Annotated in this window: 14 protein-coding genes; 6 read left to right on the forward strand and 8 right to left on the reverse strand. The window is 43.0% G+C overall.

Going from position 1 to position 15,512, the window contains the following annotated elements; all coding sequences use genetic code 11:
• Complete coding sequence (locus FD17_RS09420; RefSeq protein WP_057825940.1) at nucleotides 1-1,203, forward strand: MFS transporter; 1,203 nt, start codon at nucleotides 1-3, stop codon at nucleotides 1,201-1,203.
• 47 nt (nucleotides 1,204-1,250) lie between these two features.
• On the opposite strand, the gene FD17_RS09425 is transcribed toward FD17_RS09420, so the two are convergent.
• Nucleotides 1,251-2,411: a histidine phosphatase family protein gene (locus tag FD17_RS09425; RefSeq protein WP_057825941.1), complete on the reverse strand. Its 1,161-nt coding sequence runs from the start codon at nucleotides 2,409-2,411 to the stop codon at nucleotides 1,251-1,253.
• Nucleotides 2,412-2,547: 136 nt separating this feature from the next.
• On the opposite strand from FD17_RS09425, the gene FD17_RS09430 reads away from it, so the two are divergent.
• Nucleotides 2,548-3,615 (forward strand): endonuclease/exonuclease/phosphatase family protein, encoded by a 1,068-nt coding sequence (locus FD17_RS09430; protein WP_057825942.1) that lies wholly within the window; start codon nucleotides 2,548-2,550, stop codon nucleotides 3,613-3,615.
• A gap of 197 nt (nucleotides 3,616-3,812) precedes the next feature.
• Here FD17_RS09430 and FD17_RS09435 read toward each other — a convergent pair whose 3' ends face one another.
• From FD17_RS09435 to FD17_RS09450, 5 genes are all read right to left on the reverse strand, one after another.
• The gene (locus FD17_RS09435; protein WP_162256775.1) at nucleotides 3,813-4,331 is read right to left on the reverse strand and encodes a CPBP family intramembrane glutamic endopeptidase; all 519 of its coding nucleotides are present in this window, start codon (nucleotides 4,329-4,331) and stop codon (nucleotides 3,813-3,815) included.
• 349 nt (nucleotides 4,332-4,680) lie between these two features.
• Nucleotides 4,681-5,598, reverse strand: a complete 918-nt coding sequence (locus FD17_RS13385) for an MFS transporter (RefSeq protein ID WP_191983137.1) — start codon at nucleotides 5,596-5,598, stop codon at nucleotides 4,681-4,683.
• Nucleotides 5,599-5,709: 111 nt separating this feature from the next.
• On the reverse strand, nucleotides 5,710-5,919 hold the full coding sequence (locus FD17_RS13390; protein ID WP_191983138.1) for a hypothetical protein: 210 nt from the start codon (nucleotides 5,917-5,919) through the stop codon (nucleotides 5,710-5,712).
• A 159-nt stretch (nucleotides 5,920-6,078) separates the two neighbouring features.
• Nucleotides 6,079-7,431: an aspartate aminotransferase family protein gene (locus tag FD17_RS09445; RefSeq protein ID WP_057825944.1), complete on the reverse strand. Its 1,353-nt coding sequence runs from the start codon at nucleotides 7,429-7,431 to the stop codon at nucleotides 6,079-6,081.
• A 17-nt stretch (nucleotides 7,432-7,448) separates the two neighbouring features.
• Nucleotides 7,449-8,903 carry an APC family permease gene (locus tag FD17_RS09450; protein WP_057825945.1) on the reverse strand — a complete coding sequence of 485 codons (1,455 nt, stop codon included), beginning with the start codon at nucleotides 8,901-8,903 and terminating at the stop codon, nucleotides 7,449-7,451.
• Between the two features lie 387 nt (nucleotides 8,904-9,290).
• Here FD17_RS09450 and FD17_RS09455 point away from each other — a divergent pair, with 387 nt between their 5' ends.
• The 3 genes from FD17_RS09455 to FD17_RS09465 all read left to right on the forward strand — a co-directional run bounded on the left by FD17_RS09455 (nucleotide 9,291) and on the right by FD17_RS09465 (nucleotide 11,606).
• Complete coding sequence (locus FD17_RS09455; RefSeq protein ID WP_057825946.1) at nucleotides 9,291-9,824, forward strand: HTH domain-containing protein; 534 nt, start codon at nucleotides 9,291-9,293, stop codon at nucleotides 9,822-9,824.
• A gap of 230 nt (nucleotides 9,825-10,054) precedes the next feature.
• Nucleotides 10,055-10,828, forward strand: coding sequence for a CHAD domain-containing protein (locus FD17_RS09460; RefSeq protein WP_057825947.1), 774 nt, complete (start codon nucleotides 10,055-10,057; stop codon nucleotides 10,826-10,828).
• A gap of 16 nt (nucleotides 10,829-10,844) precedes the next feature.
• Nucleotides 10,845-11,606 carry an alpha/beta hydrolase gene (locus FD17_RS09465; RefSeq protein WP_057825948.1) on the forward strand — a complete coding sequence of 254 codons (762 nt, stop codon included), beginning with the start codon at nucleotides 10,845-10,847 and terminating at the stop codon, nucleotides 11,604-11,606.
• A gap of 44 nt (nucleotides 11,607-11,650) precedes the next feature.
• Here FD17_RS09465 and FD17_RS09470 read toward each other — a convergent pair whose 3' ends face one another.
• On the reverse strand, nucleotides 11,651-12,481 hold the full coding sequence (locus tag FD17_RS09470; protein WP_057825949.1) for an undecaprenyl-diphosphate phosphatase: 831 nt from the start codon (nucleotides 12,479-12,481) through the stop codon (nucleotides 11,651-11,653).
• 192 nt (nucleotides 12,482-12,673) lie between these two features.
• Here FD17_RS09470 and FD17_RS09475 point away from each other — a divergent pair, with 192 nt between their 5' ends.
• Entirely contained in the window at nucleotides 12,674-13,588 is a 915-nt protein-coding gene (locus FD17_RS09475) for an NADP-dependent oxidoreductase (protein ID WP_057825950.1), read from the forward strand.
• Between the two features lie 340 nt (nucleotides 13,589-13,928).
• Here FD17_RS09475 and FD17_RS09480 read toward each other — a convergent pair whose 3' ends face one another.
• Entirely contained in the window at nucleotides 13,929-15,284 is a 1,356-nt protein-coding gene (locus tag FD17_RS09480; protein WP_057825951.1) for a threonine/serine exporter family protein, read from the reverse strand.
• Nucleotides 15,285-15,512: the final 228 nt, after the last annotated feature.

Raw genomic sequence — 15,512 nt, forward strand, 5'->3', positions numbered from 1 at the left:
ATGGCAGATAGTAAAGTTCAACCACGAATGGGCAACACCGGTTTTATCATCTTTTTGGCTCTTTTAAGTGCATTTGTGCCGCTTTCGACGGACTTGTATTTACCGGCACTTCCTGACATGACTAAGTTCTTCGCGGTTCCGGAAATCGTGATGAATCTGACACTGATTCTATTCTTTGTGTTTTATTCGATTGCAACGCTTTTTTGGGGACCGTTGAGTGACCGATATGGTCGGCGGCCGATTCTATTAATTGGTCTGACATTGTACATGCTTGCCAGCATCTTGTGTGGCATTGCCACTAACGCCTATGAAATTATCATCTTCCGGGTTCTCCAGGCGATTGGTGGAGGCGTTGCCACGACGGTTGCGACTGCCGTTATCAAAGACGTTTTCGTTGGTCGCAAGCAGGAAACCACGTTAGCGATTGTCCAATCAATGGTCGTCATTTCTCCTGCAATTGCGCCGGTTATCGGATCATTACTGTTGACTTTCATCTCTTGGCGGGGGATTTTCTTTGCCCAGGCTTTACTTGGCCTATCAGTGATCTATGGTTCCATTATATTTAAAGAAACTCATCAAGCTGAGAACGGGACCACGAGTATCATCAGGTCATTTGGTCGGCTTGGGGCACTGTTGCTCAATCCTGGATTTACAGCATTATTGGTTACTTTTTCACTGATGTCGATTGTTTCACTATCGTATATTTCCTCTTCGTCATACATTTTCCAAGACACTTTCCATCTCAGCAGCAGGATGTTTAGTCTGTTCTTCTCGTTTAATGCCCTGGGAATGTTGCTTGGGCCGTTGGTTTATATTCCATTGTCCAAGTATATTGATCGATTCAAAATCATTTATGCCTCGTTTGGCATTTCGATTATTGCCGGAGTCCTCGTGCTGGTTTTCGGTCAAATGAGTCCAATTGCATTTGCCATCACCCAATTTCCAGCAACACTTGCCAGCAGTGCAATTCGACCACCTGGTACGTATCTGGTCTTGAAGCAGGAGGAAAACGATAATGGGTCTGCATCTGCACTTTACAGTGCGGGTGGAACGATTTTTGGCAGTGTTGGCATGGTGATCGTATCGATTGCCGAAGCAACGCCAATCGCGGCGATTGCGTGGATTAACATCATTATTGGCGCAAGCTGTGCGGTTCTGTTGTGGCTTTCACTCACGTTTTTAAAGAAAAAGATAACTGTTTAACACAAAAAGGGCGACCATTCCTGGTCGTCCTTTAATTATCCAACAAATTATTTTAATACTTTAACGGTAGCAGTCTTGTTACTAAACACGGTTTGACTAATTTGATCAGAATTCATATCCAAAGACTTGGCAGCGTTCTTTGGAGTTGAAGTGAGCTTGAGATTCATGCCTGTTTTCAGCTTGTTCAAAGTGGCTTTGCTTAACTTGAACGTGAAGTTTCCGTTTGAGTTTGCGTTCGTATTCTTCAATGTTGAACCCTTGGGATTCTTGAGTGTAAGTGAAGCCCCGGTTGAAGTTGTACCGGAAACTTTGTTTTTCTTCAAATAGAACCGGTTAACTTTTAATGTGTTCTTAGGTAGTTGCTGAAGTTCGGCACCCTTATTGATTGTGTAAAGGATCGTTTTGTCTGTGACGTTTGATGGGAAGTAGAATTGACCGTTCTTATACGTTACCTTCATGGTTGCTTCATTGCCCCAGTTCACGAATCCGGGAACTGTGTAGTTTTTCTCTGAGGACAACCATTCAGGGATTGACATTCCTGAGCTGACAACCAAGACATTGCCACCGGTTTTCTCAGCCTTTTGCGCAATGAGCGTTAATTCAGTATTCATTCGATCGATCACTTGAGTTGAGCTTTCGGCTTTCAGTGATTCTGGTAGGCTTGGGTCACTGTATTTACCAAAATCTACGGTTTCTGCAGCATGGTAAGCATCTTGTAATGCTGGCCAGAAGTCTTTGCCCAAAGCTTGCTGAGCTTTACTAAAGTCCTGTGGGCCGGAGTAAGTCCCTGCTGGTCTTAGTAATGGCATGGTGACCTTGTTGACGTCATCATATTTTTGGCCTTCAAAGCTGCCATAGCCACCCTCTCGCAGATTTGAATTCCAGTTGACCTTCAAGTTGCCGTTTCCAGAAGACTGCAATGCATAAGTTGCGGTTCTAAAGGTCCGCATATTGTCAGCGGAGTAGGCGGCTTTGAACTTTAACCCATACAAGCCGTAGCCAAGTTGATGGGCAACGGAAACACCGGTATCGGTTAGCGGGCTGTCCGCCCAGCCTTGTCCCCGGCCGTTGACGTTAAACATCGTTTGACCATGACGGGTTAAATAAATATTGACTGTTTTAGCAGAAACGTTTTGCGAAGATGTTCCGACACCAATACTAAGAGCTCCAGCAAATAATAGTGCAAACCAAAAATGTGATTTTTTCATGTTTACCCCTCCCAAAGTATGAACAAATGTATCTTTAGTTTAGCATTAAACCGTTGTAACCGGCATCAATTTATCTAAAAACTTTTGGATTGTTCGGCTGTAGATTTGCTATGATATTAGGTGTGGAGGTATTCTGATGAAAAGACTATTAAAAGCATTATTACTGCTGTTTTCCGGGCTGATCGTGATTGTTGGGGCATACGTTGCGTATGTGTATTTGACGTACCATCGGATTCCCGACAATGTGAAGCTGAAGCCTGAAAGTCGGAACGCGCAGCTGTTACAAACTGGCCGTCCATACAAAGCGATGACGTTTAATATCGGCTACGCTGCCTATCCAGATAACTATTCGTTCTTCATGGATGGGGGCAAATACTCGCGAGCATTCAGTAAACAGTCTGTGATGGATGACCTGTCGGGGATTCATCGAGCAGTCGCCGAAGAAGATCCGACTTTGATGTTCTTTCAGGAAGTAGATACAAATGGTGATCGATCGTGCCACGTCAATGAGGTTAAATGGCTTCGTCATCAGATGACCGACTACTCTAGTGTATATGCGCAGAATTATGACTCTCCCTATCTGTTTTATCCACTCACCCGCCCGATTGGTAAGGCCAAATCGGGTCTCTTAACCCTGGCCAAGGCAAAAATCACTGACAGCACACGTTACCAGCTGCCGATCGATACTGATTTTAACAAGTTTATGGATTTGGACCGGGCAATTTCTGTGACCCACATTCCTGTAAATAACGGTAAGCAATTAGCAGTCATCAATCTGCACATGTCTGCTTTCACTAAGAATGCTAAGGTCCGCAAAGCTCAAATTGATAAACTGTTCTCTAAAATGAAAATTGAACGGGAAGCTGGTAATTACGTGATGGTGGCCGGCGACTACAATCATGATATGCTTGGAAACAGCCCAGAAGTTTTCAAGACAACCAGCAAACGGATGAACTGGACACATCCATTCCCGGCAGACCAACTACCAAAAGGCTTCAGAATTGCCAAGCAGGGGCTCGCTGAAGCAAAAGTTCCTTCGGTTAGAGCTAATGGTACACCTTATTATCCAGGTAAGACGTACACGTCTTTAATTGATGGATTTCTGCTGTCAGATAACATCAAAATTAATCGAGTTCATGTGAAAAGTTTAGGGTTTAAGAACTCGGATCATAATCCGGAAATTTTGGAGTTTGAATTGAAGTAAGCGGCAGATCCATTGTTGCCCATTTTTTGTCGTGCGATCGGTTGAGTGTGGCATTTTATCGATCGTTTATAAGAAATCTTTGGATATTAAAAGGCGTCGTTACGAGGATATTAAATTCTCAGTAATGACGTCATTCTTTTCGATTAATTCGATACATGGAACAGCTTTTGAGGATAAAAGCCAAGTTGAAATATTACCTAATCTGAAGACGCCATTATTTGACGGTCAAAGATGGAAAGTGTTTTTATACTAATCAAAAAGATGACTGTGAATATGACGATCGTTATGATCCAGTCGTTATCACCGCTGTATGAATAGGACACTAATGGGCCCCAGTCCAAAATAAAATGGATTAAGATTGGCCAAAGAAAGCCGTTTGTTATGATGCGGACGACAACAAACAGCATTCCAATTGCCAATGCTGAGAACATTTGCTGGAAGACCATGTTAGCGGAGCCTGATGATAAATTGATGATGTGTAGGCCACTAAATAATAATGAAGAATAAATGGCAGATCGGGTTACGTTAAATTTGGTTCCTCTATAGATCCCTAATTGTAGAAAAGAAGAAAGGAACAAACCTCTACAAATTGATTCTTCGAAGATAGCTGCGGATAATGCATAGATCGTGTTTGTCCAAAAGTATCGAGATGTGAAGACTACATAAATATTTTTGGGAATATTGTAAATTGCCATATCAAAAATAATGACAATCATGCAAATGCCTCCCCATATGAGAACAGACTTGGTTAGTTCAATTTTCTTAGTTAATGCCTGGGTTGTCCCGGCACTCACTATAAAAATCGTAAAGGTAATGATGGAGAATACTAAGTTAAATATACTTTTGAAGTAAACTGAAGTGTCATAAATGAAGAAATTTGAAAATACAAAAATCATAAATAGCAATATTCCCCATTGTAACTGTCTGCCCCAAGTCCAGCGACCTTTATGAATCATCTTTATCTCCTTGTTTACAAAATGTCAGTCATTTTAGCGTGAAGCTCATCAAAGTCAGGTAATCTTGGTTTCATTAAACAACCATGAATAGCAATCATCTGATTGAAAATTACGAATCATCCGCTTCCGGTGCTACAACTTTTTGTTTCGTTATCCGAGAAATCACGAAATATCCAGCTGCTGTAAGAGAAAGTCCAACAACTGCTGTAATTGTCCATGCCATTCCAATTGAATAAGTATCTGATAACCAGCCGTTAACCCCAAGCGCAATGAGTGTTGCTGCTGCATTCAAAGTATTATTCACCGAAATTAAAGTTGTCCTTTTTGAGCCATTGATCTGTTTGTGTAATATGGTATATCGAACAACTTCATCAGATGATGTGAATAATACATGAATCCAAAACAGCATAATTGCTAGAGTTTTGAGCCCAACATTGGCGGCAAAAATGATTGTTCCTGCATTGATAATGGTGAGTAATGCTAACAGGGTCATCGTTCTTTTTACTTTTAAAAGATAACCGGCGATATAAGCACCTACTATTCCCAACAAGTTGACTCCGACTAAGATCCACCCAGTTTGGACAGTTTTCATTCCCTGCTGAAAAAATAGCTGCCATTGGTTGTACGGACCAGTAACAATTAACGTTATCGGTAAAAATGCCAGACTGTAGCAGAAGAAATTTTTATTACTACTGAGGGCATCCTTCATTGTTTGTAGGGTGATTGCTCTATTACTAATAGTCTTTTTGAAATTTTCTATGCTTACCGGAGTTTGTTGCTCAATTCTTCTTTCTCGCCAAGCAATCGGAATTGGGCATAGAAGCAGAATTGCGCCGGCTAATATCGGGTACGCCAAGTTGATATTAGCGAGAAATTGCGCTCCAACAAACCCTGTAATCAAGGACACCCCTGTGGAGATAGATGTAGTTAACGAAAAGGCATGATCAATTTGGTAATTTCTATCAATCGTTTTGGCTTTATCAACAAACCATGAATCAAGGGTTCCTGAATACAATGAATCTCCCATTGCAGTTAGGATTCCACTAACAATGAGGAACCATCCATTTCCGGTATCAAAGAAAAGAAATAATAATCCGGTGCTTCTGGTTATACAACTCAAAATGAACACGTTAATTCTTCAGAATTTGTCCGCCAAAATTCCTGAAGGCAATTCTGCAAAAAACGTCACCACCCAAAATATCGCGAGAAAAACGTTGATGTCCGCATATGTATAATGGATGTGTCTCATGAATAGGTAGATCGTGCCACTCCAAATTCCTAGTGCGCTGTTATACAATGATGTAAGTAAAATGAATTTTAGCAGCAGCTTTTTGATTGTTGTATGCATCCTTACCTCCTATCCGAGTCTGTCAATTATAGTAGAGCTCAAGTTATTGACAGAGTATCAAAAAGGCGAGAATCCTGGATTTGGATTCTCGCCTTTTGGTTTACTTAGATTTTCAATCTTACGTAACAGAAACTAACCGGTTTGGTTCACACTCTGCTTTTACCACCCAATCTTCCCTGTATCCTTTGGAATGGTAACCTCACCGTTCTCAACGGCAGTAAAGGCATCATCGAGGACTTGGAGAGCAGTATCAAGTTGTTCTCTTGGAATGACCAGCGGTGGCTGGAAACGCAGGATATTGCCTGCCAGGGTGATGATAACAACGCCATGGGCGAAAGCATAGTAAATAACTTTTGTTGCGGCGTCACTGTCAGGTTCCTTGGTCTTTGGATCCTTGACCAATTCAATACCACCATTGAGACCCCACATGCGGACATCACCAATCATTGGGTGACGTTTTTGCATGTCGAGGAACCGTTGCTTGGTATAAGCGCCGTCCTTGGCTGATTTTTCAACCAAACCTTCATCCTCAATAACGTCCAGGGTTGCAAGTGAAGCAGCTGAACAAACAGGATTACCAGCAGTTGTAAACAAGTGGGCAGGGGCATCAAGACTCTGCATAACTTCTTTTTTACCAACCACAGCACTCAGCGGCATGCCGGAAGCCAGTGATTTACCAACGGACATTAAGTCGGGTTCAATATCTTTATATTGCTGAATTGACCACATCTTACCTGTTCGACCTAGTCCTTGGTTGACTTCATCGGTTGCAAACAGGATGCCGTTATCATGACAGAATTTATAAACCAGCTGCATATATTCTTCCGGTGCTTTGACAATTCCGCCATCACCTTGGATTGGTTCGATTAAGACACAGGCAGTTTCGTCAGGCGGCAGAAATGATTCAAAAGGTTTCTTGAATTCATTGAAATAACGTAAGGAAATATCGTGTTCGGTTTCGCCAGGGTAAGTCCGGTATGAGTCAGGATACGGAACGTGAACCACACTGGGGAGCATTGGACCAATTTTTCTGGTCATATTGAGACTGCTTCCCGATAAGGTTTGCGAACCATAAGTTGATCCATGGTATGAACCCATGTAAGAAACAATGTATTGGCGGCCGGTATAGGCTCTCGCAAACTTGATAATCGCATCGTTTGCGTCTGAACCGGAGTTCCCGAAACTCACCATCTTAGGTGAGTCCCCGGGTGCAATTTTCGCTAACTTTTCAGAAAGTTCCATTCCTGGAACGTGGTGAAAATAAGCCGGTGTGTAATGGATCAACTTCTGTGCTTGATCAGTGATTGCTTTGACCACTTTCTCATGGGTATGACCAACATTAATTGCGGAGGCACTTGCCAGCAAATCAATGTATTTGTTGCCGTCGACGTCCACCAATGTTGCTCCATGAGCGTGGTCGATCACCAAATTATAATAGTTGATTCGCGCAGAACGAGCATAGTACTGATTTTCTTCATCAATTAATTTTGTAGCTTTGTCTAATTTACCCATGAAATCACCAACCTTTGTTAGTCTTTTTCGTGTTCAGCTTTTTTATCAATCGTAGCTGTTGAATGATTCATCCCATATGCGAAGTAGATGATCATTCCCAAAATGAACCAGCCAAGAGCATATGTCTTAGCTTGAATGTCCAAGCCCCAGAAGATTCCAAGGGCACCCAGGAAGCCAAGTGCAGGCAATACTGGATAGAGTGGCATCTTAAAGCTTGGCATCGGGATGTCTTTTCCTTCACGTGGACGTAATGCATAAACACCAAGGGAAACGAACATGAATGCGATCAGGGTACCAGCTGAAATCAGTTGGGCCAAGAAAGTGAATGGGAAGAAGGCACCCAAGGCGATAGCAATAATGGTTAAAACAATTAAAGCCCGATTAGGCAGGTTGCTTTCCAATTTACCAAGCCATTTTGGCAGCAGGCCGTCACGACCGAATGAGTAGATCAAACGAGATCCTGCCAGCATCATACCAATCAGAGCGGTGAACATTCCGACAACGGCGATGGCTTGAACAACGGTCGCAATTAATCCGTGACCGCTTTGACGTAATGCCCAGCCAACTGGTTCAGCGTTGTTTGCATAAGCAGAATACTTAAACATTCCGACTAAGACCAGTGATACGGCGATGAACAGGAATACGGCAATCACAAGTGATCCAAGGATTCCTCGTGGCATGGTCTTTTGTGGATCTTTGGCTTCGGCTGAGTTGGCAGCGATTGAGTCAAATCCAATGTAGGCCAGGAAGATTTCTGAAACCCCGGCATAAATTCCTTGCCAGCCACCGAAAGCAGAACCATCGGCGTTAACGTGGTACTTAGGAATGAATGGAGTATAGTTACTCATTTTGAGTGCGGTGGCACCAACGAAGATAAAAATTAAAATAGCAATAACTTTAAGAATAACCAATGTGTTTTCAACACGAGCGGTTTGGGATGCACCACGAGAAAGTAGTGTAGTAACCAATAGGATAACAACAATGGCGATGAGATCCATCAAACCGCCATTGGTTCCAGTTGAAGCGGTTGATAAAGCAACTGGAAGTTTAACCCCCAGAGGTGATATCAATCCTTGGAAGTTGGCCGAAAGCCCGGAAGCAACGAACGCCACGGCAATGAAATACTCGGCAAGCAATGCCCAACCGGCAATCCAGCCCCAGAACTCGCCAAACACAACGTTGATCCAGGAATAAGCGGAACCGGCAAATGGCATTGCGGCGGCCATTTCAGCATAAGCGAAGGCCACAATCCCGGCAACAATCGCTGCAGCCAAGAATGAAAGAGCAACGGCAGGACCGGCATGTTGCGCGGCAACAACGCCGGGCAGTGTGAAGATAGAGGTTGAAACAATGGTTCCAACACCCAGTGCCAGGAAATCCTTTGTAGTCAAGCTTCGGATCAAATGGGAATCCTTGTCTTGATAGACAAGTGGATCTTCTTTTCGAAACATTTTATCAGTTAAACGACTCATCTAATCACTCCTAATCTCAATATGAATTTTGATCGCTAAACGAAAACTTTTGATAATAGCAAACCGTTCAATGTGGAAACCACACATTGTAAATACGAAAACGATCGCGGCATTATCCCTCGATCACTAATTATGTAAAAAACTCTTACAAATCAACAAGTTTTCTGTTAAATTAACATTCAGCATGCGAGTAGTTTACCGCATTTTTAATGAGATTGTCAACATAAAATCTAATTAAAATCTCATTTTCGAAAGGCCTTTGTTATAATTATTTGGTAGGAAACTTCAGAATTTATTTGCCGAACTGTGTGTTAATCACTATAATAGTGATGTGCGACTGCGAACAGTCTGTTCGCAAACTAAATTACTCATGTTGGGGGCGACATTATGGAACTGACTATTAAAGAGTTGGCGGACGAATTATCGGTATCGAAAACTGCAATTAGAAAACATATGGACGACAAGTTCAGAGATACATACACGATAAAAAAGGGAAACAAGATCCTAATCAAAGATGAGGGTGTTGAAGTTCTCAAAGGTCAATTCAAGAGCCAGGAAGACCACGTGGCAAAAGAAGAGCAAAAGCAAACCGCTAACCAGTTATCAGTTAAGGGCAGCGACAAGCAGACTGCTTTGTTGGCAGAACAGCTTGAGGACCAGAGAAAGCAGATTGATGCAAAGGATAAACAAATCGCAGAATTGCATCAACTTCTTGATCAATCACAGCGGCTGCAGCTAGATGTTCAAAACAAGCTAAAGCAGTTGGAAAGCAAAGGTACTTCTTCAATTAAGCAAACCATTCCAGAATCAGTTAATGAAGAAGATAATGCGGAGGACAAAATTCCTGACAGCTATCAGCCTAGCAATGCGCGATTTCAAGAAGCAGGAAAGAAAAAGCACTGGTGGCAGTTTGGCAGATAAGTTCTTCGATTCATTTTTTGAGTAGAAACAAACATTCATGGATACGATGGTATCGACCGAAAATCAGCAATTATTGAGCTGAAGCAGGATAACCTGCTTCAGCTTTTTTGTTTCAACAAATTCGGTACGAATTATTAACCTATCATTATCAAAATATGCTACATTAAAGGCAAATAGGCATTGTAAACGGTAAAGTGAATGATCGAGCTTACGAAAAGGGGGAACCAAACATGTCGATTCAAACGATTCTGCAGGAAAGATACAAGGCCATTCAGGTGGAACTGGTTCGCTATCTGAACAATCCATATGATCCGGATCGAACGCATGACCTGCGGGTAACCATTCGCACATTGCGCGGTCTAATCAAGTTTTTGAAGCGGCGAATTACGCCAGAAAGCTATGACGTCATTAATTCCAATTTGAGTCAGGCCGCTATGCTGTTCAGTGATTTGAGGGAGTTGGATGTCCTGATCGAGCAGGCCGGCGCATACGCATATGCCCACCCCGACAAAGAAACGAACTATCAGCATTTGTTCAGCGTGCTGCGTGAAGATCGCCAAGAAGAAATGAAACGAACGCTGGCAGATGAAGCCATGACAACATTGAAGAATGAACTCCAGCAAGCTCACAAGCAAGTGTCAGCGTTAAAGTTCTCTGGCAATGATGACCTGCATCAGTATATTGTCAAAGAAATGCATCGAAGATATCATAAACTGATGAAAATGTTTGAAAGGCTTGATTCGGATGACTATCCGCAAGTTCACCATGTGAGAAAGCGGGCCAAAACATTACGGTATGCTTCTACCCAATTTGCAGATTTTGCCACCCGTAAAGCCAATAAGAGTGCCAAGCTTGCCAAAGATATTCAAGATGATACTGGGACAATCACGGATGCCCACGTTAATTATATGCGCTTGTATCAGCTTGCAGAAACTGTTAAGAATGATGACGACAAAAAGCTTCTGTTGGATATAGCAGACGATCAACTTAATAAGTTTAAGTAATTGAAGGAGAAAATTAATGGCAATTCTCAGCTTGACCCGCGCCTGGAACACATTAGAAGAACAGACGACAGTTCATGTCCTTTTACCAAATGAAATCCAAACAGACAAGAAACTACAGGTCCTTTGGCTGCTCCACGGATTAGGCGATAACGGCAGTGGTTGGATTCGGAAAACAAATTTGGAAGTTTTGACCAAATACACTAATCTGGCTGTAATCACCCCAGAGATGAATCGAAGTTTCTATATGAATACAAAAGACGGTCTGCCTTATTGGGAATATCTGACCCGAGAAGTGATACCTGAAATGCGAAAACTCTTGCCATTGTCAGTTGATCCTCAAGATAATTTTGTTGGTGGTGCATCGATGGGAGGATTTGGGGCATTGAAGCTGGCATTCACCCATCCGGATTGGTTTAGTGCTGTGATTCCCATGTCACCCGTTGTTGATTTGACTGAGCTCAAGTCGATGATGCCGGATTATCGGCTGATTGATGATCGTGATGGTATGAGATTAGATCATTATCTTGAAATATTGGCAACCACAGCACCGCTTTCAGAACTGGGCCGTCTTCGATGCTTTTATTGTGTCGGGGACCAGGATCCTCTGAAGTCTTCCAATGACTCATTTGTCAATCATATGCGAGACAATCTGAAAATGAAGGTTGAATACCACACTGGTCCCGGCGGCCATGATTGGCTTTATTGGCAGAGTATGTTACCTGAAATGCTAACCTGGCTTCTTGGTGTTCGATTGTCTGATGGGAAGCCTTTAAAGTAAACAAAAAACCAGTTGCCAATATGAATTGGTAACTGGTTTTGTTGTTAGTGGGCTAAGAAACCGAAATAAACGATAACAATGATACTCAAAACGATTCGGTACCATCCAAACACTTTGAAGTTATTGTGCTGAATGTAGTTAAGCAGGAATCTGATTGCGAAGTAAGCGACTACGAACGATACAAACATTCCAGTAAGGAGAATGGCCGTTTGGAGTCCAGTGAAGGCACCGCCGTTACTGAAGTATTTATAGACTTTCAGTAGAGAAGCGCCGAACATCGTTGGAATGGCTAAGAAGAACGAAAACTCGGTTGCAACGTAACGCGAAGTTCCGATCAAGATCCCACCAAGGATGGTTGCACCTGAACGCGATGTTCCTGGTACGAGTGAGAGAAGTTGGAACATTCCGATAATAAATGCGGTCTTATATGATAGACGACCGAGATCGGTAAATTGTGGTTGCCGGTTTGCGTTTCGGTTTTCGATTACGATGAACAGAATACCATAGAGCAGCAGCATTGCCGAGACAACCTGCCAGTTCATCAGGTGAGCATCCATCCAATCGTTAAACAACAACCCAATGACAACTGAAGGAAGAACGGCGACGACGACTTTGAACCACAAGATCCAGGTGTCGTGTTGTTCAACGTGGGTTTTCTTTGGGGACAGTGGATTCAATTTGTGGAAGTATATGACAACCACGGCCATGATAGCACCCAACTGGATGACAACATTGAACATATCAGTAAACTGAGTGGACTGGCTCATTTTGATAAATTCATTGACTAAGATTAAATGTCCGGTTGAACTGATTGGTAGGAATTCAGTGATTCCTTCAACGATTCCAAGAATAATTGCTTTGATAATATCTAACATAATGCTAACTCCCAATTTATTTTGATTTACTAAACAAGCATGCCATAAAATTGCTGACGAAGGTATCGTTTTTCCAAATATTTACGAGAAAAATACCAAATTTTAACATTATCCTGTCGATTCGACTTCCTTGCTCCATTTTGTGATTGCGCTTACAATGGCGCTAGTTAGACAAATGAGGAGGAAAATAACATGAAGGCATATGGATATGAACAACATGGGGATCCAGACGTATTTCAAGAATATGAGGTACCTGAGCCGAAACCATCGGCTAACCAAGTACTGATTCGAACGATTGCTGTTGGGTTAAATAACCGTGAGCGGGCAGAACGTGCCGGTATGGGCGGTGGCTTGTCATCACCTTATATTCCAGGCCGGGATGTTGTTGGCGAGATTGTCCAAGTTGGTGATCGGGTTTCCGAATTAGGCGTTGGTGAAATGGTTATGACCCACACAGAAAACGGATATGCTGAATTTGTCGTGGGTGATTTAGACGCAACAGTTGTTGTGCCGGATGGAATTACACCGACCAGAGCAGCTGGGATTATTACCCCCGGGTTGACTGCTTATAAAGCAGTTAAGTATTTTGCCAATGTTCAACCAGGACAGACGGTCATTGTCAAGGGCGCTTCCGGTGGTGTTGGTTCACTTGCAGTTCAGATTGCGACTGATCTTGGCGCCAATGTGATTGGGATTGCATCCAGTCATAATGAAGAATATGTGAAATCAATCGGTGCCACACAGTTTGTTGCTTATGATCAGGAAGATCCTGCCACTGTTCTAGCTGATACTGGTGATGTTGTTCTCAACACCGCAATGAACGGGGCCGGAACGGATGATGATGTCAAAATGGTCAAACCAAACGGTGTCATTGCCAGTGTTGCCCACAATTCGCCAATGACTGACAAACCATTGAAGTTTGTGCATATCTTCCCAACCAATGCCATGACTGATCGAGAAGCCTTGCAGGCAGTTATCGATTTAATGCGAGACGGCAAGCTGGATATCAATATTGGCTATAAGCTGCCGTTTAATCGGGATGGATTTGTAAAAGGCCATCAACTGCTTGAGGAAAAGCATGACGGCCGGGTGATTATTATTAAGTAGGATCGTGATTGTGCCAGGCCGGACTCTTTTGGGTTCGGTTTTTTTGTTGGTGGTTAGTGGTGGGAATGTTACTTTGTTGAAACGTGCTCCCCAAGCCAGCTTCTTCCGCTTTATCCAATAAGGAGTATTGATGCATAACCACATCAATACTCCTTATTAAATAAATGCTCCGACGGCTGGCAAACGCCTGCCTAGTAGCTAAGCGGCTTGGCTCGCACTCTAGCCGAAACGTGTTCGCCAGAGCAGCAACCTGCATATAAGCCAACTTGTGCCGAAATCAAACTCGATTTCATCACAAGCTAACTTATACTCCGATTGCTAATCGCTCTGACTCACACTCTTAATCAAAGTGCCGCCACTCCTTATCCATTAACGCCCGGGCTACGAACAATCCCATTGGCAAGAAGACGATGATTAACGCTGCCTTTGTCAGCCACAATGCGCCGACACTTATTTGGTTAATACCGATGCTATAGACTGCTCTGTAGATGTATAGTCCTGGGACCATGATGACAATTGAAGGAACTGTTAGTGAGATTCTTGGGTATCCATTATAGCGGTTGACCAGGGATGCAATTAGTCCCGCTACCAAAGCAGCGATAAATGCTGCAGCTGCCGGTGGCACACTCGTTAAGTCGACCATTTCCAGTCGTAGTGTATTGGCAACGGCACCGATTAGGCCGGCAGTCATGGCCATTTTCTGTGAACTGTTAAACATAATTGAGAAGCCATAGACCCCACAGAAACTGGCCGGAATTCTGAGCAACATTAACACGATTGGGGATAATCCCAACGGCAGGAAGTTTTCTGGACGAAAATCAAACAAGAGCGCCACCAGCCAACCAACCAAAGCAGCGACGGCTGTGATCATAATTGCGTAAGCCATTCGTTCCAGACCCGATCTCATATCCAGCTTGGAAATATCCAGGAAGCTGGTAATAAAGGGAAAACCGGGAATCACGAACAGCATGGCACCAATGTAGCCGGCCTCGTGCTGAGCCAGTACTTGAAAGTTGGCTTCAAATATTTTAAACGAAAACATATATGCCAAACAGGCAATCGCAACGGCAATGGCAATACTTGCAATTGTCGTAATGTGTTGCTTACCCATTGTTCCCCGGAAAAATTGGCCGATTCCAGCGCCAATGAAGGAACAAATCATTTCGGGAATCCCACCGCCAAGCAAAAAAATAAATCCGCTGCAGGCTAATGCAGCCGCAAACCCTGAAATGATCGGACTATATTGAACGGGCCGCTTTTCGATTTCACTAATTCTGGTATGAATTTGTTTAACGGTTGCTGTGCCAAAATCTCGTTCAAAATTGTTCACAAAGTTTTCTAGGGAGTTTAACTTGTCAGTATTCACACCGGTGTTGGGTAAAGCGAGAACTTGAGAATAACTGTGGTCGTTGATGAAACACGTAAACTGCAGGGAACTGAGCCCAATATCCGCCGAGCAGGTTAATCCCAAGACTCGGGCAACGGTGTTCATGGCATCACGAACCCGCCAGGCTCCGGTTCCACATGAGAGCATCACAATTCCAACCCGGCCAACGATTGAAGCCCGTTCCCTCAAGCCGGCTTCTTTGGCAGGGACAGATTCGTCCAACGTGAATGATTTCCAAGGAATCGTCATATGATGATTCTGAGATAAATGGAATTTTTTGGGTGCGTTTGGTTGCTGGCTGTTTGCCATGATTTCCTCCAGAATACTTTTAAATCGGTAAATGCATACAATTATGTATTATATGCGGACAGTGAAACAATTTTCAAGTTGGTAAAGGCTTACAGTTGAATATTTAATTAATATGAAAATAAAAAATCCTTGATAGTGGACATCAAGGATGGGGTGCTGGGATATTTGATTAAATTCTAAAACTTAGAAGCTGGGCATCAGTTTTCTGCTCAGATTTGATACAAGCGA

It is taken from the genome of Lentilactobacillus sunkii DSM 19904 (genome assembly GCF_001435575.1).
GTDB classification, from domain to species: domain Bacteria; phylum Bacillota; class Bacilli; order Lactobacillales; family Lactobacillaceae; genus Lentilactobacillus; species Lentilactobacillus sunkii.

Bases quoted from the DNA above. Each gene is read 5' to 3' on its own strand.
- FD17_RS09420 (WP_057825940.1), top strand. From the start codon at position 1: ATGGCAGATAGTAAAGTTCAACCACGAATGGGCAACACCGGTTTTATC.
- FD17_RS09425 (WP_057825941.1), bottom strand. From the start codon at position 2,411: ATGAAAAAATCACATTTTTGGTTTGCACTATTATTTGCTGGAGCTCTT.
- FD17_RS09430 (WP_057825942.1), top strand. From the start codon at position 2,548: ATGAAAAGACTATTAAAAGCATTATTACTGCTGTTTTCCGGGCTGATC.
- FD17_RS09435 (WP_162256775.1), bottom strand. From the start codon at position 4,331: ATGATTGTCATTATTTTTGATATGGCAATTTACAATATTCCCAAAAAT.
- FD17_RS13385 (WP_191983137.1), bottom strand. From the start codon at position 5,598: ATGGGAGATTCATTGTATTCAGGAACCCTTGATTCATGGTTTGTTGAT.
- FD17_RS13390 (WP_191983138.1), bottom strand. From the start codon at position 5,919: ATGCATACAACAATCAAAAAGCTGCTGCTAAAATTCATTTTACTTACA.
- FD17_RS09445 (WP_057825944.1), bottom strand. From the start codon at position 7,431: ATGGGTAAATTAGACAAAGCTACAAAATTAATTGATGAAGAAAATCAG.
- FD17_RS09450 (WP_057825945.1), bottom strand. From the start codon at position 8,903: ATGAGTCGTTTAACTGATAAAATGTTTCGAAAAGAAGATCCACTTGTC.
- FD17_RS09455 (WP_057825946.1), top strand. From the start codon at position 9,291: ATGGAACTGACTATTAAAGAGTTGGCGGACGAATTATCGGTATCGAAA.
- FD17_RS09460 (WP_057825947.1), top strand. From the start codon at position 10,055: ATGTCGATTCAAACGATTCTGCAGGAAAGATACAAGGCCATTCAGGTG.
- FD17_RS09465 (WP_057825948.1), top strand. From the start codon at position 10,845: ATGGCAATTCTCAGCTTGACCCGCGCCTGGAACACATTAGAAGAACAG.
- FD17_RS09470 (WP_057825949.1), bottom strand. From the start codon at position 12,481: ATGTTAGATATTATCAAAGCAATTATTCTTGGAATCGTTGAAGGAATC.
- FD17_RS09475 (WP_057825950.1), top strand. From the start codon at position 12,674: ATGAAGGCATATGGATATGAACAACATGGGGATCCAGACGTATTTCAA.
- FD17_RS09480 (WP_057825951.1), bottom strand. From the start codon at position 15,284: ATGGCAAACAGCCAGCAACCAAACGCACCCAAAAAATTCCATTTATCT.